A 19874-nucleotide genomic window follows, 5' to 3' on the forward strand; every position below is an offset into this window, starting at 1 on the left:
CGAGAACTCGAGGCGGACCTTCGGCTGGTCTATGTGTGCGCCGAAGTCCGACCAGCCCGCAGGCGGGAGCCGGTAGAGGGCCGCTCAGCCATGGGACTCGCTCCTTCTCGTGGTGGTGTCGTGGCAATTAGGGGGGACCGGGCTGAGACCCGACCCCCGGCATCACTGCCCCGGCACCCGGGTCGGCCCTGCCGACCCCAACGCTGTGCCCTCCGGTGACCAGCACCCGCAGGGTGCTGGTCACCGGTCGGTCATGAACCAGCAGCGATGCGTTCCTCGTGCTGGGCGAGCGTGCCGCCGTTGACCTTCACCCTGTCGACGGCAGAGGTTGCCAGTTCCAGGGCGTCCTCGAAGGAGAACCGGAAGCGGCGCGTGAACTCTTCATCCCGCGAGGAGGGCTGCAGCACGAACTCCCAGGTGCCCTCCGCCGAGAGGCAGTAGCCCATATGCATGACTGCCCAACGGTCCAGTTGCGTCTCGGGGTCCTGGCCGCGCCACTCGAGGGTCACTTCGAAGTGCTGCTTGTCCACGAGCCCGGAGTCGGCGTAACCGGTGGGCAGTACGCGGTGGACCGAGGGGACGACCCGGGGGCCCCCATTCCCTTCCCGTTCGAGGCGGCGGCGCTCGTCCGCCAGCGCATCAGCAACGGCTCCGGTCTCGTACGACGTGAGTTCGTCGGAACCCACGTCATAGATCGGCGCTTCGTTCTCGTTGAGAAAGTAGTGGCGCATGGCTTCTGCGGCAGCGCAGGCTCCGCGTTCGAACTCGGTCATCCTGGTCTCAGTCATGGGGCTGTTCTCCTTCGTTTCCGGTGTCGGTCTGCCGACGTTCGGCGGCCCATGGGAGGCGGGAGTCCTGGTCAGCGGAGCACCAGAGCCCGCCAAGCGAGGCGGTGCGGTGGGTGTGGGGCAGGTGGTCCTCCCGGTCTCCGCACAGTCCGACGGGCAGACCGGCCGGGTCTCCAGTCAGCTCGGCGAAGCGCAGGAGGTACTCGAGCTCGGCAGCATCCGGGCTCCAGGCCTGGATCTCGATCCCGAAGGGCTGACCTGGAACCTCCCAGTCCCCCGCCGGCTCGCCCAGCAGCGCCGCGCGCTCGTCGAGCAGGATCCGCGAGTCGGCGTGCTTCACCTCGGCGGGCATGGCGGGGTCGATGCTGAACTTCTGGGCGATGGCGACCATGACGCCGTCTTCCACGGCCCGGTACTCGGGCATGTGAAGCTTCAGCGGGCGGACCATGTCGCCCACGTATGCCTCTGTCGCGTCGTGCAGCAACGCCCAGAGTGCGTGCTCCGGGGCGACGAGTCGCGAGAGGAGTACGCAGTGCTCGGCGACGGACATGAACCGGCGGACGTGGCCGTTGTAGCGGCACTGCATGGACAGTGCGTGTGCGATGTCGGCGATGTCCATGTCCTCGGGCCGTGGGTCCAGCGGGTAGAACCGGCGACCCGTGTAGGTCTGCATCCAGTTGCCGCGCGGAACTACGGTCGTGGCGGGCCGGGCTCCGGCTGTGGCCATCCCTGCTCCGTGATGGCGAGTGACGCTCCTTGTCCCCCGGGCGGGGTCGAAGCTGGCCGGCAGCTCGCGGTCGAAGAGCTCCTCGAGCAGCGCGACGTCGGGGTCGACGGGTTCGTGCTCTGCGCTCTGGAGCCAGAGCACGCCGTAGCGTTCCCCGGTCTCGCGCAGCACGACGTCGTGCAGGCCGTCGTCGGTGTTGTCGATCGTGTAGTCCGTGTTCGGCCCGAGGGCCGGTGCGCGCAGCGGCTTCGTTCCGGGCCGCGCCTGCATGGCTTCCCTGGCCTCGGCGGTGAAGCGCACGCGCGCTCCGTCGGGCCAGGCCTGGTGCTTCGGGTCATTCATGGATCAGTCCTCCTCGGGCCGGGTGGCACTGGGGTCGGGGTGGTGCGCCGCGGAGCGCCGGCGTGTGGCTGGCGCTCCTCGGCGTCGGAATGGGTTGGTCAGACCCGTTCGGAGACCCACAGGTCGTTGAGGTCGTCCTGGATCTCCTCCTCGAGGGCGACGAGGATCGCCTCCTCGCCGGACACAGCCGAGATGAGGTCGTCCTGGACCTGCTGCTTCTCTGCCAGGACTCCGGGCATCCGCTCGTCCTGAGTGCCCTTGGTGATAATCCGGTGGATCACCACGGGCTTGGTCTGCCCCGTGCGGTAGAGACGGCCGTTGGTCTGCAGGTAGTGCTCGAGCGAGAACGGCAGCGTGTACCAGATCATCGTCGAGCCGCCGTCCTGCAGGTTCAGGCCGTGGCCGGCCGCCGCGGGGTGCAGCAGCATCACCTGGATCTGCTTGGCGTTCCACCGGCGGACCATCTCCCGCGAGCCGTCAAAGACCTGCGCGTCGATGCCCGCCTTCTTGAAGCGCGCCATCAGCTGCTCCAGGTCAGAGCGGAAGTGGTACGCGACCAGCACGGGGTCTCCCCCGCTGTTGCGCACCAGGTACTCGGCCATTTCGAGCTTCTTGTCGTGGATAACCTCGTACTGGCCCTTGGTCGCCGGGTCCTCCGGGTCGGCCGTGTAGAGCGTCCCCGAGGCGAACTGCATCAGTTTGCTGGTGAGGACCGCCTGGTTCTCGGCGACGATCGACTCAACGCTCTGGGTGAGCTTGCCGTCCTCGTCCTGGTAGGTCTTCACGACGTCGAGCACGAGGTCGCGCCTGAACTCCTTGTAGGCCTGCATGAGGTCCGGCGGGAGGGTGACGTTGGCGTCCTGGATCGTCAGGCCCGGCAGGTTGAGGTTGGTGTTCTGCGCGCTCATCACCAGGTGCCTGATGGCCTCATGGATCTCGGCCTCGGCGTTCGGGGTCGGGATCCACTTCGCCGGGGTGGTGGTGCCAGGCACCATCTTCGGGATGAACCACCGGTTGCGGAACTCCGTGATGGTCCGGCCCAGGGCCTCGCCCTGGTCGAGCAGGTAGATCTGGCTCCACAGGTCGTGCAGCCCGTTCGGGCTCGGCGTGCCGGTCAGCTCGATGAGCCGCGTGATGGCCGGCCGGACCGCCTTCAAGGCCTTGAACCGGGCGCTGCTGTGGGACTTGAAGCCCTGCGACTCGTCGATGATCACCGTCTGAAACGGCCAGATGAGGGTGTCCTGTCCGTTGATGGACTGGATCGGCATCTGGTCGACCAGGCCGTAGCGGCACTGCGCGCAGCCGTCGCCGCCGCAGCTGCGACAGTCGTGGCTCTCGCGCTCCAGCGCGCCGCGGGTGACGAGCTCGCTGATCGCCTCCTTGACCGCGGTCTTGGTGGGGGCTTTGGTTCCGGACTGCCCGGCAGCCAGCTGCAGGAAGTGTCCGATCAGCTGCTCCTGGGCCATTGGTCCGATCGTCTCGATGAGCCCGCGCAGCCGCACGGCCTCCGGTGAGATCCCGGCGGCGATGGCATCGCCGGTGGGGTCGCCGGTCAGCTGGAGCAGACGCGCACCCTGGGAGGGCTGGGTCAGCAACTCCTGGTTGACGAAGTACATCGTCGGCGGGTCGGAGAAGACTTCCCGAAAGCGTTCCAGTCGCTTCTCCTTGGGCAGCTTCCGGTCGTTCTCGTTGACGATGAGCGACTTGGTTCGGATCGGGAATCCCCATTTGTCGATCTCGTCGAGCCAGGTCGAGCGAGCGATCGCGATCGGTGCGACGACGAGGATGTGGCCCATCGGCCGGACTGTCTGCAGGACGCTGAGGGTCGAAAGCGTCTTCCCGGCTCCGACACCAAGCCAGGCTCCGGCGAAGGGGCGGCTGACGAGGAAGTCGTGGATCTGCTGCTGGTAGGGCTTGAGCACGATGGGCGCGGGTGACGGCTGCGGTGGTGCGATGGTCGTGGTCACGGTGTGCGGCCTCCTCTCGTGGGTTGTCGGTAGTCGGGATCAGGCATGGAATGCCTCGCGGATAAGGCCCAGGCGGACCTCGGCGTCATCGGCCCGGCGTGTCTGGGCGGCGAGCTCTGCCTCCAGCCCGACGATCCTGCGCTGCAGGGCGGTGACACGCGGGTCCTCACCCAGCGCGGTGCGTACGCGCTCAAGCACCGCTTCGGCAGAGGCATCTCCGACGGCCGCATCGGGTATGGGCGTCGCAAACGGCAAATCTTCCTTGGCCTCGGCGGTCATGTCGTCCTCTGCTTCCTGCCCGGGCTCGGGCGCGATCATCAGGTGTCCCCGGCGGCGGGTGGGCCGGGCCGTCGCGGGCTCCGGCTGGTCTTGTTCCGGTGCATCGGGCTGTGCGGGCGCGTCGACGGGCACGGCCTGGAAGGCCGGCTCCCCGGCCCCGTCGAACGAGACTTCGATGAGCTGGTCCGCAGGCAGGCCCTCGGGCTGGGCGTCGAACCAGCGGGAGAAGGCGGCTGGGTGCTCCACGAAGGCCACCGCGACGGTCATCTGCCGTTTCCCGCGTGGCCTGCGGTCTGCGGCGGATACTGCATGATCGGCCCGGTGCCCGCCGAGCAGCCGTTTCATGTCGGCACGGGCGTTCTGCGCCGTGCGGTTGGGTGAGGTCATGTTGCGCGGCACCGAGACGGATCCGCCGGCATTGTTGCGTAGGATGGCGTGGCCCCGGGACGAGACACGCCCAACGCAGCCGGCCCGCATCGCTTCGAGCACGAGCTCCGTGGCCTCGCGATCGAAGGTGCCCAGGTCGGCCCGGGTGAGCTGGCGGAAGGCCGAGGTGGCCTGGCCGTTGCCCTTGGTGACGCGGCCGCTCATCGGGCGGCCTCCGGGGTTCCGGCGTCACCGCGGGCGATCACCGTCCGGGTGCTTTCCGCGGCCAGGAGGTTGAACACCACGGCAGCCGCGTGGTCCTCATCGTCTTCGCCGCACATCCACTGCATGAAGTGGCGGAAGGCGCTGGCGCGGAACTCCTCCATCTCTGGGGCAGTGCTGGCCTGCTCCCAGTCGCGCGAGTCGTACTTGCGCGCTCCACGCTCCACGAGCGCGGCCGTCCTTGTGAGCAGCTGGTCCTGGTAGGGCACCTGAAGCGGCACGAGCAGGTCGAAGCGGGGCTGGCCTGTCTTCACCTCGCGCTGCATGCCGGAGGCGGTGACCCTGCGTGATCCCGAGTCTTTCGTTTCGTAGTCGCGGGCGGCTGTCTCCGGGCCCGCGGCCGTGGCTGTTGCGGTCATGATGCTGCTTTCTGCTGGCTCTCGATCCGGCGGTAACCGAGCACGTGGGTGATGAAGGCGTCGACGGCCTGCTCGTCATCCACGACGTGGATCTCGGCACCGAAACGGCGCATCTTGGCGTGCATGACGCGCTGGCGCTTCTCGAGGTCTCCGCCGGGTCGCTTGACCTCGACGAAGACCGTGCCGATGGGCGTGAGGACGATTCGGTCGGGGACGCCCCCGCGGGCCGGGGACACGAACTTCAGGCAGAACAGACCGTGCCGGCGGCACTGCGTGAGCAGGTACTGCTCGACGGCCTTCTCCCGCTGGTTCTTCTTCCTCGGCATGGGGGCTCAGTCCTCGTCGGTCCCGGCAGCGTCGGAGGCGTCGCCGTCAAGGAAGTGCCCGAAGCCGACGATGTCCTCGTCGTCGATGTAGGCAGCGATGGCGTCCGGGTCGTAGACGAAGCTCGGGTCGTCAGGGTCGACTACGACCCAGCGCTTGGCCGCATTGCCGTAGTTGGAGAAGCCGTCGACGTCGGCGACGGTCACCAGGCCCTGGTGGGCGAGCTCCTTGAGCCGGGTGCGGATGCCGGAGTCCGAGGAGCGCGGCACCTCGCCGAGGCTGGTGACGACGCGGTCGTGGTAAGCGGCGATGAGCTCGTCGTGGGTGAGCGGGCCCTTCTCGCGGACGATGTCGAGCACGATGGGACGGACGCGGGATGCGCCGAGCGCGGCCTTCACGGCGGCGGCGTAGGAGGTCTCCGGGTCAGTGGAGCGGACAGGGAGTGTTGACTGGGACATGATGGCCTCTCGTGGTCGTGTCGTGTCGAGTCTGAATTGCCTTTCGTACTCAATTATGACTCGAAGTGAATGATCTATGCGGAACCATTAACAATGGTGCACAGAGTTGAACAAGGGGGCCGCGGCGTGCGCGGCCCCCTTGTGCGGGCTGTGGTCGATCGGCTCAGGCGGCCTCGTTCATCCAGTTCTTGGTGAACGTCTCCTCGAGCATCCGGACGTAGGTGTCCAGGTCCAGCGAGGCGATGAGCCGCTCGATCCGGTCGGCCGGCAGCTGGTGCAGGTCGTCGTTGACGACGACCATCGACCAGGTTGGGTCGATGGCGTTAATGCGCCGCACCACGACGTCCTGGTCGTCCGGGAGCACGGCGAGCCCGTCCGACACGCTGGCCTCGGCGCGGGAGCGGGCCCAGCCGTGATGGCGCAGCACCTCCAGCGCGACCGGGTCGCGCTTGGTCCGGCCGATGTCCTCCTCGCGGCGCTTGGCCTGGCTGGCCGCGGTGACCTTCCAGGCACCGGCGTTGAGCAGGCTCCGGGCGTTCTCAGTGCCCTCGCGGACGATGAACACCCGGTTGACCATCTGCAGCACCTGCGGGTCGCGGACGTTGGTCACGTGACCCTGCTCGCTGTACTTCACACCCACGGCGGGGTCGATGGGTGCAGCCGAGAAGGGGTAGGTGATCGAGCCGCGGGAGGCCGCGATGACGTTCTGGAACAACAGGAGCGACCGGATCGGGTCGTCCTCCAGGACCGCCTCCTCGATCACCTTCCGGCCCAGCATCAGGTCGAAGGGCTCCGCGATCGCCGACTCTCCCCTGCTCGCCACCGTCTGCAGGTAGCGGGCCAGGGCGAAGTCGATCACGGCCGGGTGGGCCAGCGACTTCGTCGGAGTCGGGCCCGCGTGGCAGGCCAGCGTGCCGCCACCGGCGGCGATGATCGGACTGTCTGCCACGGACCGCCCCGGCTCCGGGGCCTCCAGCTCCAGGCGGTTGTTCGAGTCCTTGCTGATGAGGAACATCAGCTCAGGTTCGATGTCGACGCCGATGGCCTCCTGCTGCTCGGCGAGCACCCGGTTGTTGGTCGCTTCGTCGAATCCGTTCTCGCCGCCGACGACCGAGTAGAGGCCGTCGGTGTTGGTGGAGATGATCCGCGCCCCGGCCAGGGTCTGGGCCTGTCCGATCCGCCAGCTGAACAGCTGGCCAAGGATGCGCATCGAGATGATGCGGTTGTTCATCCGGATCGGCGTGCGGTGACTTGCGTCGCCTGCGCCCGAGGCCGAGTTGAGGATCAGCTTCGTGCCGTTGCGCAGCACGCCGAGCCCGGCGATCTGAGCCTTCAGCCGCCCAGCTTCAGGGCTGTCGCCCGGAAGCTGGGCCAGCTGCTTCTTCAGCCCCTTGATCTCCTGGCCGTAGCGCTCCTTGTCGAAGAAGATCTTCGCGTAGCGGTCCTCACCCAGCTCGGGGTTCCAGAACGCCCGCATGTTGCGCAGCAGGTTCGGGTAGTAGCTGGTGAAGTCCTCGTGGATCACCAGGCCAGCCGAGGTGCGTGCGAACTTCGGGTGCAGCTTGTCGGAGCCGTCTTCCTTGGCGATGAACAGCTCTGGCTTCTTCTTGGCCGGCTCATCGCGGTAGGCGGCATTGGTGACCGTGCTGTTGGCGAGTACCACCTTGCCTTCCAGGACACCGCCGTCGGGCAGGACGACATTCAGCGCCTCCGCCTCGGGCCGCTGGGTGGTCAACAGGTCCGCCGGGTCAGGCACCTGGGCCTGGGCGCGGGCGAGCGTCCCGGCCTGGTCAGGGTCGTCCTTCTTCGGCTTGCGGTACTTGACCTTCTCCGGGTCCGAACCCAGCAGGACCAGCCGCTTGTCGACGAAGGTGCCGTCGGGCAGGCGGAGCATGGCGTGCTGACGCTTGGCCTCGGCCACGAAGTCCTTTGCGTCCGGGAAGGCCTGCGCTGCCCGGATGAGCATCATGGTCTGATCGTTGTGCTCGACCTTGTCGGCGTTGAACACCGACAGGTCGGCTTCGGCCCCATGGATGCCGCCGGTGGAGAACGTGGCGAAGCAGGACGACGGCGAGGCGTCCGCCCGGAAATACGGCACGTTGTTCGGGGTCTTGGGCACATCGCGCAGAGACCGGGCCGGAAGGCTGAACTTGTCGCGGTACTCCTCGGAGTCGTTGAAGTTCTGCCCCTCGATCGAGCGGTAGTACGCCACGACTTGCAGGAACTGCCGGTGGGCCTCGCGCTGGACTGCAGTCACTTCGGAGTGGGTGGCCGGGTCGGGCGCGACGTTCTCCTCGAAGAAGCGCGCGCACTCGTCGAGCACGTTGACCGGCTCGATCCCGCGTTCTTTAGCGACCTCGGGGTGCGGATATACGAAGGACACCGCCTCGATGTCATCCAGTGAGGCGTAGGGTGCGAGGATGCGGCCCACGAACTTTGCCGATGAGGAGTCGACTGCCAGCCGGTCCTTGCGCACCGCACCGTTCTTGGTGAACACCGTTTCGGTGAACTGGGCGAGCAGAGCGGCCTTGAGATCGAAGTTGCTCGCGTACGCCGGGTGCCGGAACAGCTGGGCCAGACCAAGGCAGTCCGAGACGTTGTAGGCCAGCAGCTCATAGAGATCCTCTACCGCCTCGATGCTCGTGTCATGGCTGAGCTTCTCGGATTCCTTGATCTGGCGGCCGAGCATCCCGAGCAGGCGCTTGAGGCTGACCTTGGACTGCAGTTCGTTCAGCCGGGCCACGTCCAGGTGCCGGCCCGAGTGAAGCATGGCGCGGCGGATCTTCGCAGCCGCCCCGTCCCAGCCGAGGTAGCCAGGCATGTACTCGATGTGCTGGGACGAGAAGAGCTGGTCGTTGTGGTCGCGCAGAGTACGGGCCGTGGTCGGCTGAAACGGCCGACCGCTGCCCGGGGCCGGAAACGCCTCGTTGAGGTAGAGCGCGACCATGGTCGTGTCATAGTTCATTGAGTTGTAGCCAGCAAGGAACGGATGCAGTGCCGGGTCGTACTCGGGGTCTGTGTCGCAGACCGGACGCAGCGCCGCGGGGTACCCGCCTGGGTCGGAGTGGTTGCACACCTGGTCGGCGTTCGATAGGCCCATCAGTTCGGCGAGCCGGAGGCTGCCCCGTTCGCCGCCGAGGTTCCAAAGCTGGACGCTGACCGCGGGCAGCCCCGGGTTGGAGCGGATCACGGTGTCGTAGAGGGCCTGGGGGTCGACGGAGGCGACCAGCGCCGGGTCGTCGGCCAGGAAGAAGATCTCCAGGTCGTGGACGGCGCGGCCCGGCCGCGGGGTGTAGGCGCACAGCGTGAAGACGTTCGACAGCGATTCGATGTCGTAGAACGTGAAGAGCGCGGTCTCAGCTGTGACGGGGGTGCGCTGGGTGGTCATGTGTCTGGCCTTTCGGTCGTCACCGGCCGTCACGGCCGGGGTATGCAGTTATCTGGTCGGGGTGCCGGGCGCTGCCGCGGATGGCCTTAGGCCGCGCTTCTTCCTTGTGACGGGCGCGGGGACCGGCCGGGCACCGCGGGCCCATCGACCTCCCACCAGGGAGTAGCCGAAGTGCTCACGCTGGCCGGTGCAGTCGGCGCATTCCTTTCCGGGTGAGACTCCCTCTCCTGCACATCCGTCTTTCCAGTTCGGTTCGTTCGGGTGCGGCTGCGTCATGTCCTGTTTTCCGTTCTTGTCTTCAGTCGATCGGGTTGTGTGGAGAGCGGCGGCGCGGGGCGTCCATCCGGCTGGAGGCCTCAGCCACGAGCCGCCGCTTCTCCTCCGGGTCGGCACTGATCTGCGACCGGACGATCAGGTTGGTGATCCGCTGTTCGCGGGCAACATCGGCCAGCGCGGTGCTCGCCCTGCCTTGTTGCTTGGCGAGGTCGGTCACCGCCCGGGCGAGCTCGGTGATGGCCCTGGCGATTGTGGGCATGGTCAGATCAGTCCTCTCCTGTGGTGTCCTCGTCGTCGGCGTCCACCTGGGCGGCGGGACCTGTGTGCCGGAGCAGGCCGCGGTAGTTGGCCTGAAGGACCGGCTGCGACTTCTTTTTCGGGTCCGAGCCGCTGTAGTGCGGGTTCATCCACTTCTTCAGCTCGTACTCGGCGATGGTCGTCTCGGGGGTGGCCATCATCTGGCCGGGGCGGATCTTCTTGTTCTTGTCCGGACAGTGCCACAGCGGGTCAGGCCGCACGATCGCAACCAGGTCCGTGATGAACTGCTTGTTGCTCACCGGCGACCCCGAGGGCGAGACGTCTGCGAACCAGGCCTTGTAGAGGTCATAGGTGAAGGTGAAAGGCACCAGGTCCCACACCAGCCGCTCGCGGAACTCTTCCCAGAAGGCGCGCACGGGGTCGTTGGCCTCCTTGTACTCGGCCAGGACCACCTTGGTCGCCACCGGCTCGGAGAGCTGGTAGTAGTTGCCCGGGTCGGCTGCGCCGGCGCGGTTGAGCACGTACCAGAGGGCGTACTCCAGGACCTCGCGGCGCTGGAGGTAGTCGTCCTTGATGTACTTGCGTTCCATGCCGGTGAAGCTCTTGTTGAACGGTACGAACAGCTGCCGGCGGTAGAAGCTTTCGGACTTGTCCTTCACGCGCGGGAACTCGTTGAGGCACTGGACCATGAAGCCGAAGAACTGGTAGGCGATCGGCATCCGGTACTTCCGGTTGATCTGGATGACGTCGTTGGTGACGATCGCCTTCAGGTTGGCCGCTTTGTCGATGAAGGTGCCCACGTCGTTCTCGTCGACGATGATCGCGTTGGCGCGCACGAGCGGCTCGAGCGCGAAGTCCTTGCCGAAGTCGCTCAGCGGAATCGAGGTGTGCGAGCGTGGCCCGCACAGGTTGCGCATGAGCGAGCACAGCGTGCCCTTGCCGTTGTTGCCCTGTTCTGAATAGAACCAGGCAGTCTTGCCCCAGCTGACGTGCGGCCGGATGATCGCGCCGATGACCTCCCAGAGCAGCTCCGGGATACCCTCCTCGTCGGAGAGCTCGCGGATCCAGGACTCGATGTCCCAGACCGAGCCGTCGACAGGGTGGACGATCACCGGGTTGTCCGGGTCTTCGACGTAGTCGATGTGGCACTTGGCCAGGAACACCAGTGCCGGGTCGAAGGGTACGAGCGACTTGGGTTCGAAGTGGAAGGCCTTGCCGCCCTCATGGATGTCCCGGGCCTCGCGGCCGTAGTGGAACACGCCGTTGTTCACGGCGATGAGGTCTCTGTGGCTGCACTGGTGCCGGCGCGGGCTGTCCTCGCGGAGTACTGCCAGGACCTCGGCGAACTCCTTGAGTGTCAGCTGCGTGTTGTAACGGCGCGCCGTGGTGCGGATGTCGTCCTCGCTGGTGGTGTACGTGCCGCGGCCCGGGCCGGTGGCCTGGTACATCGCCAGCAGGTCGTACTCGCGGTCAGTGTCCTTGGCGCTGGGGGCGATGCGGATCACGTGGTGCAGGCTCAACAGGATTTGCGCCACTTGCCAGTAGGTCAGGTGCCGGGCCAGGGGCAGCTTCTCGGCAGCCACCTTGGTCTTGCTGTTCTCGGCCTTGGAGACGCCGTTCACGATCGCGAGCAGCTGCTTCTCGAGCAGGCGCGGTGCCGGCGGGTCCGACGGGTCGATCAGCTGGAGGTAGACCTCGGTCGCGCGCGTGACTATTTCGTTTTGCGGGGCGATGTCGCCGCCGTCGGCGAAGTACGTCATGACTTCGGTGAAGGCGTCGGCGACAGGGTTGGTCGAGGGGGTGTCGAAGTCCTCGTCGAAGACGGGCGTTGGGTCGTCAGGAGTCGTCATGCTGCTGTCTTTCTCGATCGCGTCGAGTACCTGCCGGCAATGAGTGGGAAGCCGATTGGTCTCGTAATCGAATAGGAACGTGCTCACGACTCTATGCCATCCGAATGGTCTTTCGCAACGAGTCGACTGATAGCCGACTCATGGTCCGACAGAGGTCCCGGGTGGTACCCGGGTGGGGCTCGGAGGGGTCGCGCGCGAGACCCGGAGGTCACGGCGACACGACGAGAGCGTGCGGTCTGGAATGAGAAACAGCGGCTCCGGGGGCGTATGCCCCACGGAGCCGCTGGCTTCTCATGCTCGAGCACTCCCCCGCGGGCGGCGTGAGCCGCCCGACCCCCTGGTCGGGGTTCGGGGAGTTCTTCCGACCGGCCGGCCGGGAACCTCCAGAGCCGGGATCCGGCTGCAGCAGCGAGCCGGTATACCCCCTATGGGTATCGGAAGGTGTACCACTTGACGTGGTACACCTGTTTCCCCTGGTCAGTCGGGGATTTCAGGACTTCGCCAAACGGGGTGTACCACATGGAGATTTGCACGTGGTACAGGCGTTGGCCCTGGTCAGACGGGCTTTATATACCCCCTGTACCACTTGTACCACTAAATAAAGACTAGATATACGCGCATGGGGATAAGAGCTCTTACTGGCTGGATGACCGATCGGAGGCGTCCTTCGCGCACATATGTAAACGCTCGGAATCTGGTGGTACTCGTGGTACACCTGCCGAAAACGCTGATCTGCCAAGGCAATACGGCGTACCACGTCCGCTCGGGCACGTGGTACAGACTCCCTCGGCCGTGGTCGCCTGACCCGCCGTTTGAGCAGGCCAGCACTGGGATCGGGAGGTGTACCACGACATGTGGTACACCTCGGCGCTGCGTCCTCCCGCGCAGCGGAGCATCAGGCCCTGACGGCCCTGACGGGAGCGATCGCGATGGGTCCGGCGTCCTGGTCGACCGGGCTTCCGAGTTATTCTGAGTGATTCGAGACAGGCCTTCGAATGGTCGCCGGAATGGGATGCCGACTGCATTGCACATGATGAATCGACACTGATAGAGTGGGCATCGGTGTTAGGGCCAGGAACCGTCACCAGGCGTTGTTGTCACAGGAACGTGAAAACAGAAAGGCCGGAGAAGCATCCCCGTGGGAAGGGAGCTCTCCGGCCTTTCTGCGCGTTCACGCTGGTGCGAGGCCCTGGGTGCGCCGACCGCCTAGAAGGCGGCCGCGCTGCGGCCTCGCCGGTATCCCGCATTGGGGGACTCGGGTATGTGGGCACGGACCCGGTGGCCGTCCTCGACGGCGTACAGGATCTCGTAGGTGATGGAGACGTTGCGGTTGCAGGGCATCACACCCTGCCTCCGGCGCATCTCGAGCTTGCGGAAGCCAGCGACGGACTCGGCGCGTTCGAAGAAGCGGGCGAGCATCTCGCGGGCGCGTTCGTGCGCCTGCTCCGCCGTGCGGCCGCTGGTGCTCATGGTGAAGAAGTGCATGGACCCTCGATCGAAGGTCGGCCTCTCACCGGTGTCGAAGTCGCTGGCGAACCGCGCGCGGCGCACTTCGCTGCCGCTGGGGCGCACGAGCCGGCCTTGCGCGTCATACGTGCACTTGTTGACGACTGCCATGGTGGATCCACCTCCTCTCAGGTCTGGCTGACGAAAATCCTTCAGCCAATCCCCCGGTGACCGGATCACCCCGGTCACCCGAGAGCAGGCCCTCCGGAGCGACCGTCGGCCCACGGCCGAAAGGTCGCCCGGAGGGCACCAGCGTCAGTCCTGCACATTGAGCCCGGCCGCTATGCGGCCTGTGGCTCGTTTTCCCTGCCTTCTTCCCCGCCGGCTTCCCTGTCGTCTTGTGCAGGCCCGGGCGCGGGTGCCGCCATGCGGTACACCGCCAGGGCGCACGCGAGGAACGCCGCGGTCATCAGCAGCGCTGAGACGGGGTTCGCCAGTGCGCCCAGCAGCTGGGCGGGGACAAGGACGGCCGTGAGGTTGAAGGCCAGGTGGAGCAGCACGCACGGCCACAGGACGCGGGTGCGTTCGTAGACCAGCGCCAGCAGCACCGCCAGGGGCAGCGTGGCAGCAAACTGGACGACGTTGGCGTGCAGCAGGCTGAAGCCCGCGGCGGTGACGAGCACCGCCGCGACGATGCCGACCCTGCGCCGCAGCAGCGGGTAGAGCAGGCCGCGGAAAAGCATCTCCTCGGCCACCGGCGCTGCCACCAGTGCGAGCAGGAGGGCCACGACGGGACCGGCGTCTGTCCTGGCTCGGGTCGATTCATCGAATCCCGCCGAGCCGCCCAGGGTATAGAGCCACAGGGCCAGGGACTGGCCGGCGAAGAACGCCAGAGCCAGGCACCCAAGCACCGTTCGGGTAAAGCGCGGTGTTCCGGACATCGGTCGGACCGTTGGCGCGTTGGCGAACCACCGGGGCCGGAAGAGCCTGGCAGCGCCGACGAGCAGCGCCACCAGGCCTCCGAGCACCGCCGTACCCAGGACGGGCTCGCCGACCACGGAAACTACGGCAAGGCCAAGTCCCAGGTAGGCGGCGAGCACGCCGAGGGGCACGAGGACACACCACGCGATGGAGACGAGCCGGGACTTGATGGGTGGAGCGGGCATCCCCGCCTCCTTTCCGTGGTCAGACAGACGCGGGGATCTGCTCTTCGATGACGGCCTGGACGCGGGTCTCGCCGCGGAAGGTGTTCAGCTGCAGCTTCGCGATGAAACGCAGCGTTCCGACCTCGGTGCGGCTGGCCGACCGCGTCAGAGCCGAAATCTCCGGCTCCTTCTCCTCGGCGACGTTCCACCACAGGCAGGACAGCCCGGACCTGGTGACCAGCCGCAGGTGCTTCTTGCACAGGCGGCACACGCGGTAGCCGCGGGCGTTGGTCATCAGGTTGGCGTCGGTGCGCTCATGGCCGCAGTCAGTATCGGAACCGATCCGGTCCACCCGCAGCCCGAGGGGCTCGACAGCGATTTCGACCACCGGCTCGACGAAGCCGTGGCCGAAGGGCCGCAGCGCTTCCACACGCCGGACGAAGCCGACCAGAGGCTCCAGGTCGTCCACGCCAGCATCGCAGTCCCGGTCCGGGCCCAGGACCAGGTCGGCCCGGCGCTCATCCTGGACGACAGCCAGCAGGGCAACCTGCGTGGCCTCCCGCAATGCTTCGACCAGACCGTCGAGCAGTTCCGCCCGGTCGACCTTGACGCCGCAGGCCTGCTGGTGGCCGATGGCGCGCATGCCGTCCTGGTGCTCGAGCGTGTCGATGATGCCGAACCACGACGGTGCCCGGCCGGAGCCCCCGACGTAGTCATCCGGCCCGGCGGGACGGTTGAGCACGACGACCGGGTGGCCGTGGCGCTCCATCAGCCGGTTGGCGAGCAGACCGTACATGCCCGGGTAGGCCTCGGAGAAGTAGACCCAGGGGGCCAGCGGCTGATCACCCTCCTCGAGCTCCTGGGTGTGGACCTCGACAAGCTCCTTGCGGCTCTCGTTGGTCGCGATGACCTGGTGTGCCGCCTCGAGCATCAAGTCCTGGTCAGGCGCGGTGAACACGCCGAAGCACGGTGCGAGCGGGTCGCCCGTGCGGCGCGGGGAGTTCATCGCCGGCGCGAGGTAGAACCCGTAGAAGCCCTCGTCGATGCTGTCGATGTCGCGGACCTTGCCTGCCTGGCCGAAAGCCTTCAGCAGGACCGCGAAGCCCTCGAAGGCCCGGACGAAGGCCGGGTGGTGCGGGTCGACGCGCAGCAGCTGCATCAGCGTCGACTGCCCGACGTCGATCGCCTCGGGGTCCGGGTCGAAGCCCCAGGGGGTCGGGACCGTGCGCGGCGCGGGCGCGTACAGCAGCCGTGCGATGGACAGCGAGTCGCGCACCAGCTGCCGGTTCTCGTACAGCACGGGCATGACGTCGGAGACGGTGCCCAGGCCGGCGAACAGGCGCAGCAGGCGGATCTCCCAGAGCTTCTCCGGCCGGTGGACGCGGGCATAGGCCTCCAACACCTGATAGAGCACGTGCGCGCCGCAGATGCCGGTGTTGGCGTAGGTCTCGTCCATCCGACAGGGGTCGACGGTGACGTCGGCGCTCGAACCGGGTTCGAGCTCCTCGTGGTGGTCGGTGACCAGGGTTTTCCATCCCAGAGCCCGGGCGGCGGCGATCCCGCGGTGGGAGTTCACTCCCCCGTCGCAGGTCAGCAGGACCTTGGTGTCCGGCCACGTCGCGGCGATCTCTGCGATGTCCTCGGGCGTGAGGTCGTGGCCGCGGCGGTAGTCGGGCACGTGCAGCTCGACGTCGAAGCCGAGCTCTGACAGTCCGGCGTAGCCGAGCACACCGGAGGAGATCCCGTCCATGTCGAAGTCAGGGGCGATGGTGACCTTCTGGCCGGCGGCCCGGGCGTCTTCCAGGGCTTCGACCATCTCGGCCAGGCCCAGGAGCTCGTCGTGTTCAGCTGATTCGATCTCGCGGAGGTATTCGTCGGTCCAGCCGCGGCGCTGGCACATCAGGGCGAACAGGTCGACGCCGTCGTCCGTCAGTGGATGGTCGTCGACGGTCTGGAGAATGGTCATGGTGGGGGCCTCTCGATCGTGTCGAATGGTCGGTTTACAGGGGTGGGGAAAGGCACGCACTGGCAGTGTGATTTTAGCAGTGCCGCGGGTTTATTATGCTGGTATAGCAGCGTTTTCGGCCTATGATGAAGGCATTCGAAAGATCTGTCGTTCTGGCGTGCCCAAAGACTTCTCTAAGGTGGTTCGGATCGTCTACCATTCAAGACATGGCTATTCGAAATATTGTGGAGTCGGACATCAGTGGCAAGCCGGATGCTGCCACAGTCACCTTCGGACTGGGCGACACCTGGTTCGAGATAGACCTGACCGACGAAGAGCGCAAAGAGCTTGAGAAGAATCTCAAGGAATACATCAGTAAGGGTCGAAAGGCCACTAAGAAGGGCGAGAAGAAGCGACTCGTGCCCGAGACGACGCCCGAGGAACGCGAGGAGATCCGTAAATGGGCGCGCGAGAACGGTCATGAAGTGCCCGAGTTCGGTCGCATTCCGAAAGCTGTCATGAAGGCCCACGATGAGGCACACGGCATCGAGCGGACTCTCTAGCCCACCCTTTCCGCAGTCTTTCGGGCCATACCGGAGAGATTTCCGGCCACCTATTCGAATCAAGGATCAACAGCCCTGCAGCACCAGCTGCAGGGCTGTTGTCATGTCCGGGGTGTGCACTTGTCAGAACGGAGGCAGGCGCGGGTGGATGATGTCTTCGACCTCGATGCTTGCAGCCAGGGCGCGGGAGCGGGCGTGCACGGTGCCATGTGAGAAGTGCCCTGGCGTTCCGGGCATCAGCTGCTGCTGGCCGGTGCGTTGATCGCACTTGCTGCAAAGGTCCAGGAAGGCGGCGACACGGACCTGCGCTCCCCCGGCGCGGATGGCGACGAGGGCATCGACCATCCGTTGGTTCCGGGTGAAGCCCGCCGCCTTGGGCTCAGCGCTCCAGTCGGCCGGGAACTCAATTACTTCGAAGCCTGCAGCCCGCCACAGCCGCTCGGCCATGGCGTCAGCACCCTTGGGACAGTGCCCTGAGAGGAGCACGGGTCGGGCGACCGCAGACGGTCCCCAGGCTCTCCAGGCCTCGTTCAAAGCCGCCTTCATGGCCTCCGCGGCGTCCCAGGTCCGGGAACCGGTCACGAGCAGGGCATGGCTGAATCCACTGGTCATCGCGATGCCTCCCGGCTGGTCATCTTGGTTATCGGCATAGATCCTGCTGAGGCCGCCGCGGTGGCAGTCCGGATTGTGATACTCGTCTGTCGCTGCATCATTCGCGTCCTCTTTCGCCGCAATGTTTTCCGAAATGATTCCCGGTGTTCCTTCTCAGTCGGCAGGTCACTAGGCGGCAGCTGCCGACGCCTGGGCACTGTTGACCCTGGCGACGCCGCGTTCGTAATGGATTGCCACCCGGACCTTCCGGTCCTCGCTGAGCGGTGCGACGTGAAGGGTGTATCCACCGTCCATGTCGCGCTCGAGGTAGGCGACGCAGACCGTGCCGCTCTCTTCATCGTCGAAGTCGACCTTGCCAAAGCTCTCCGCCGGAGTCGCCGCAGTGACTCGCTCTCCGTAGGGGATCCACGGCTTGGCCTCGCACCTGGCTCCGGTGTCGTAGGGCGAGAGCTGCGGCTGTGGTCGGCGTGCGGACCTGGATGCCTTCCGGGCGTGTGTCATGACGATGCCTCTTCTGTTTCTCGGGATGCAGGTGTCGGGCATCGAGTGCAGGTCCCGCCAGGGGTCCGCGGAGACTCGATGTACGGTCCAGCTCCCGTGCCAGCTCCGCTGGCCTGACGGCCCACTGGTGAACCATGTCGGGAACTGCTCCGACTGGGCCGCGCAGCGGGCCGGCCGACGGGCCGTCCTCCTCGGACAAACCTGGTGCGCAGCGCCAGGTGATCCACCGCCTGGCTGCACCCTTTGCCGCGTCGTCCACCTGTGGACAAATGCGGCGGGGCAGGCGGGGGCGTCCTCCACTCAAGCGCAGCGCTGGGCATAGCCGGAGGGAGCGCAGCGACTGACGGACCGGCGAGCGAAGCGAGCGGTGGAACCTGTCGGCTATGCCGACCAACAGCGTCTCGAAGCGCAGCGAGAGACCGGAGCGAAGCGGAGGGTCCGCAGGACCGCTGTTGCCAGGTTCCCTTATGCCCTTTTCCTCTCTTGCCGCCATTTCGCCATTCCACGGCTGGAGCGTTAGCGGAAGCCTGGAATATCACGGGAAACGACCCGTACGCCCTTGACCCGTACACCCCCTCTTCATCCGCGCAGCGGGTGTACGGGTCACGTCGTTTCCGCTGGATTTACGGGCTTTTGGGTGTACAGCCCTTTTGCCGTCCGCTGCAACGCCGTACGGGTGCAATCGTCCGCATCACCGCGAGGCACGAGCGGGTACCCGTACGGGTCCTCACACATAGCGTCAGCGACGTCGGGCGCAGCCCGGTCTGCACCCTTGGTGCATCCTGCTGCCGCAGGCGCATCAGACGCCGCGCGCAGCAGTCCACCACTCCCCGCGACCTGTCGCGTCAGGCTGTGGAAACCTCTGCAGTGACAGCACTGCACTGATCTGTCGGTGCGCTCGTTGCACCGGCCTGCGGGGGTCGTTCCCACTGTGTTTCGACGTCGCGCCAGCACCTGTCGCACCGCGTCCGAGGCGGCCCCACAGCCCTCTCTTGCCGGGGCCTGTTCGGGGCCGGTCACTTTTCCTTCCTGGTGGCAGCTGCACCCACGGATGAGCGACAGCGAGTCCTTGCCGTCCACCGCCCGGCCGGTCCCTCGTGGACGCATCAGAAGAGGAGCTTTCCCGGGAAGCACGCAGCCTTCCTGGATCCACCTGAGCCGCAGCTTCCACAGCGTCACCGAGCCGTCCGGGTCTCCCACCAGGTGCAGCTTCCTGGAGGGGCTCACGGGTTTTCGCCCTCTGGACACCCACCGCCCGTGAGGCACGGAAGGAAGCGGAGTCTTTGCCCTGTCGCTCCATGCGGGGCCCTACAACCCGGCTCGCCTTTTCCCTCTGCTCTCCCTGCGGCCCCCGGGCGGATCGGTGACGCCACAGGCGCAACCACAACTGCTCCACCCTGCCCCGACAGCTCCTCCGCTCGCTCCGCCGGCGTTCCCAGGACTGCCTCGAGGTGCCGTCGGCGGGTGTTCCAGGCATTTATCGGGGCCCGGATTGCTGGACTCCTTCTGGTCCCGGAGTGGACAGATCTATGTCCCAGCATGGCCAGACAGGGACACAGACAAGACCCATACAAGACCCGAGAGGGTCCAGAAAGGCCAGTCGGACTCCATTGAGTGCCGGATGGCGCGCATCGGGGCTGCTTCAGGCGCACATCTGGTCCCTTGGTGGTCTTTTGCGGGTCTGCGATGGCACGGCTCATGGCGGTGGACTGTTGCTGGTCTCTTCGAGGGCGCTTCTGTGCTTTGTGTGGGACCACCGAGCGCCCTCCAATGTGCCGTGGCCTGATCGAGGTCTTCTGCTGGTCCGCAGCGGACCGCGTGCCGGTCCCGGGTGAGCCCTTGATGAGTCCTGTTTCTTCTGGTTCCTCGGCTGACCCGTGGTCTTCTGCGGGTCCTGCCGGCGGCTCCCACGGGCCCCGCCGCGGCCAGGGGTCGCTCACGGTGATGCAGGCCTGATCTGCTGGTGGCCTTTTGCTGGTCTTGGCGTGGTCCTTGCAG

16 protein-coding genes are annotated in these 19874 nt (G+C 66.5%); 1 reads left to right on the top strand and 15 read right to left on the bottom strand.

Features of this window, described 5'->3' with window-relative positions; translation table 11 throughout:
• Nucleotides 1-251: 251 nt before the first annotated feature.
• From LDN90_RS15030 to LDN90_RS15090, 13 genes are all read right to left on the bottom strand, one after another.
• Complete coding sequence (locus tag LDN90_RS15030; RefSeq protein WP_142938862.1) at nucleotides 252-788, bottom strand: hypothetical protein; 537 nt, start codon at nucleotides 786-788, stop codon at nucleotides 252-254.
• Nucleotides 781-1857, bottom strand: coding sequence for a hypothetical protein (locus tag LDN90_RS15035; protein WP_187697160.1), 1077 nt, complete (start codon nucleotides 1855-1857; stop codon nucleotides 781-783). The genes LDN90_RS15030 and LDN90_RS15035 overlap by 8 nt, the downstream gene beginning before the upstream one ends.
• Before the next feature lie 98 nt (nucleotides 1858-1955).
• Nucleotides 1956-3824, bottom strand: coding sequence for a DEAD/DEAH box helicase (locus LDN90_RS15040; protein WP_056387546.1), 1869 nt, complete (start codon nucleotides 3822-3824; stop codon nucleotides 1956-1958).
• A gap of 39 nt (nucleotides 3825-3863) precedes the next feature.
• On the bottom strand, nucleotides 3864-4490 hold the full coding sequence (locus LDN90_RS15045) for a hypothetical protein (protein WP_223946289.1): 627 nt from the start codon (nucleotides 4488-4490) through the stop codon (nucleotides 3864-3866).
• Nucleotides 4491-4690: 200 nt separating this feature from the next.
• Nucleotides 4691-5110 carry a dATP/dGTP diphosphohydrolase domain-containing protein gene (locus tag LDN90_RS15050; RefSeq protein ID WP_142938860.1) on the bottom strand — a complete coding sequence of 140 codons (420 nt, stop codon included), beginning with the start codon at nucleotides 5108-5110 and terminating at the stop codon, nucleotides 4691-4693.
• Nucleotides 5107-5436, bottom strand: a complete 330-nt coding sequence (locus tag LDN90_RS15055) for a VRR-NUC domain-containing protein (protein ID WP_223946290.1) — start codon at nucleotides 5434-5436, stop codon at nucleotides 5107-5109. The genes LDN90_RS15050 and LDN90_RS15055 overlap by 4 nt, the downstream gene beginning before the upstream one ends.
• Before the next feature lie 6 nt (nucleotides 5437-5442).
• Nucleotides 5443-5892, bottom strand: coding sequence for a hypothetical protein (locus LDN90_RS15060; protein WP_142938859.1), 450 nt, complete (start codon nucleotides 5890-5892; stop codon nucleotides 5443-5445).
• 163 nt (nucleotides 5893-6055) lie between these two features.
• Nucleotides 6056-9280, bottom strand: a complete 3225-nt coding sequence (locus LDN90_RS15065) for a hypothetical protein (RefSeq protein WP_142938858.1) — start codon at nucleotides 9278-9280, stop codon at nucleotides 6056-6058.
• 298 nt (nucleotides 9281-9578) lie between these two features.
• Nucleotides 9579-9815: a hypothetical protein gene (locus tag LDN90_RS15070; RefSeq protein WP_056387559.1), complete on the bottom strand. Its 237-nt coding sequence runs from the start codon at nucleotides 9813-9815 to the stop codon at nucleotides 9579-9581.
• Nucleotides 9816-9822: 7 nt separating this feature from the next.
• Nucleotides 9823-11751, bottom strand: coding sequence for a phage/plasmid primase, P4 family (locus LDN90_RS15075; protein ID WP_200953126.1), 1929 nt, complete (start codon nucleotides 11749-11751; stop codon nucleotides 9823-9825).
• A 1119-nt stretch (nucleotides 11752-12870) separates the two neighbouring features.
• Nucleotides 12871-13350 carry a hypothetical protein gene (locus tag LDN90_RS15080; RefSeq protein WP_223946291.1) on the bottom strand — a complete coding sequence of 160 codons (480 nt, stop codon included), beginning with the start codon at nucleotides 13348-13350 and terminating at the stop codon, nucleotides 12871-12873.
• Nucleotides 13351-13451: 101 nt separating this feature from the next.
• Nucleotides 13452-14276: a type II CAAX endopeptidase family protein gene (locus tag LDN90_RS15085; RefSeq protein ID WP_142938856.1), complete on the bottom strand. Its 825-nt coding sequence runs from the start codon at nucleotides 14274-14276 to the stop codon at nucleotides 13452-13454.
• A 19-nt stretch (nucleotides 14277-14295) separates the two neighbouring features.
• A complete protein-coding gene (locus tag LDN90_RS15090; protein WP_142938855.1) occupies nucleotides 14296-16221 on the bottom strand; it encodes a DHH family phosphoesterase in 1926 nt (641 codons plus the stop codon).
• Between the two features lie 206 nt (nucleotides 16222-16427).
• On the opposite strand from LDN90_RS15090, the gene LDN90_RS15095 reads away from it, so the two are divergent.
• Nucleotides 16428-16763 (top strand): Lsr2 family protein, encoded by a 336-nt coding sequence (locus LDN90_RS15095; RefSeq protein ID WP_056387574.1) that lies wholly within the window; start codon nucleotides 16428-16430, stop codon nucleotides 16761-16763.
• A gap of 123 nt (nucleotides 16764-16886) precedes the next feature.
• On the opposite strand, the gene LDN90_RS15100 is transcribed toward LDN90_RS15095, so the two are convergent.
• Both LDN90_RS15100 and LDN90_RS15105 read right to left on the bottom strand, forming a co-directional pair.
• Nucleotides 16887-17375 carry an SLOG family protein gene (locus LDN90_RS15100; protein ID WP_071416416.1) on the bottom strand — a complete coding sequence of 163 codons (489 nt, stop codon included), beginning with the start codon at nucleotides 17373-17375 and terminating at the stop codon, nucleotides 16887-16889.
• A gap of 168 nt (nucleotides 17376-17543) precedes the next feature.
• Complete coding sequence (locus LDN90_RS15105; protein WP_071416415.1) at nucleotides 17544-17876, bottom strand: hypothetical protein; 333 nt, start codon at nucleotides 17874-17876, stop codon at nucleotides 17544-17546.
• Nucleotides 17877-19874: the final 1998 nt, after the last annotated feature.

This window comes from Arthrobacter sp. NtRootA1 (assembly GCF_019976975.1).
Classification (GTDB): Bacteria; Actinomycetota; Actinomycetes; order Actinomycetales; family Micrococcaceae; genus Arthrobacter; species Arthrobacter aromaticivorans.

Coding starts and splice junctions, on each gene's coding strand:
- LDN90_RS15030 (WP_142938862.1), bottom strand. CDS start 788: ATGACTGAGACCAGGATGACCGAGTTCGAACGCGGAGCCTGCGCTGCC.
- LDN90_RS15050 (WP_142938860.1), bottom strand. CDS start 5,110: ATGACCGCAACAGCCACGGCCGCGGGCCCGGAGACAGCCGCCCGCGAC.
- LDN90_RS15095 (WP_056387574.1), top strand. CDS start 16,428: ATGGCTATTCGAAATATTGTGGAGTCGGACATCAGTGGCAAGCCGGAT.
- LDN90_RS15090 (WP_142938855.1), bottom strand. CDS start 16,221: ATGACCATTCTCCAGACCGTCGACGACCATCCACTGACGGACGACGGC.
- LDN90_RS15065 (WP_142938858.1), bottom strand. CDS start 9,280: ATGACCACCCAGCGCACCCCCGTCACAGCTGAGACCGCGCTCTTCACG.
- LDN90_RS15035 (WP_187697160.1), bottom strand. CDS start 1,857: ATGAATGACCCGAAGCACCAGGCCTGGCCCGACGGAGCGCGCGTGCGC.
- LDN90_RS15105 (WP_071416415.1), bottom strand. CDS start 17,876: ATGACACACGCCCGGAAGGCATCCAGGTCCGCACGCCGACCACAGCCG.
- LDN90_RS15085 (WP_142938856.1), bottom strand. CDS start 14,276: ATGCCCGCTCCACCCATCAAGTCCCGGCTCGTCTCCATCGCGTGGTGT.
- LDN90_RS15045 (WP_223946289.1), bottom strand. CDS start 4,490: ATGACCTCACCCAACCGCACGGCGCAGAACGCCCGTGCCGACATGAAA.
- LDN90_RS15100 (WP_071416416.1), bottom strand. CDS start 17,375: ATGACCAGTGGATTCAGCCATGCCCTGCTCGTGACCGGTTCCCGGACC.
- LDN90_RS15070 (WP_056387559.1), bottom strand. CDS start 9,815: ATGCCCACAATCGCCAGGGCCATCACCGAGCTCGCCCGGGCGGTGACC.
- LDN90_RS15055 (WP_223946290.1), bottom strand. CDS start 5,436: ATGCCGAGGAAGAAGAACCAGCGGGAGAAGGCCGTCGAGCAGTACCTG.
- LDN90_RS15060 (WP_142938859.1), bottom strand. CDS start 5,892: ATGTCCCAGTCAACACTCCCTGTCCGCTCCACTGACCCGGAGACCTCC.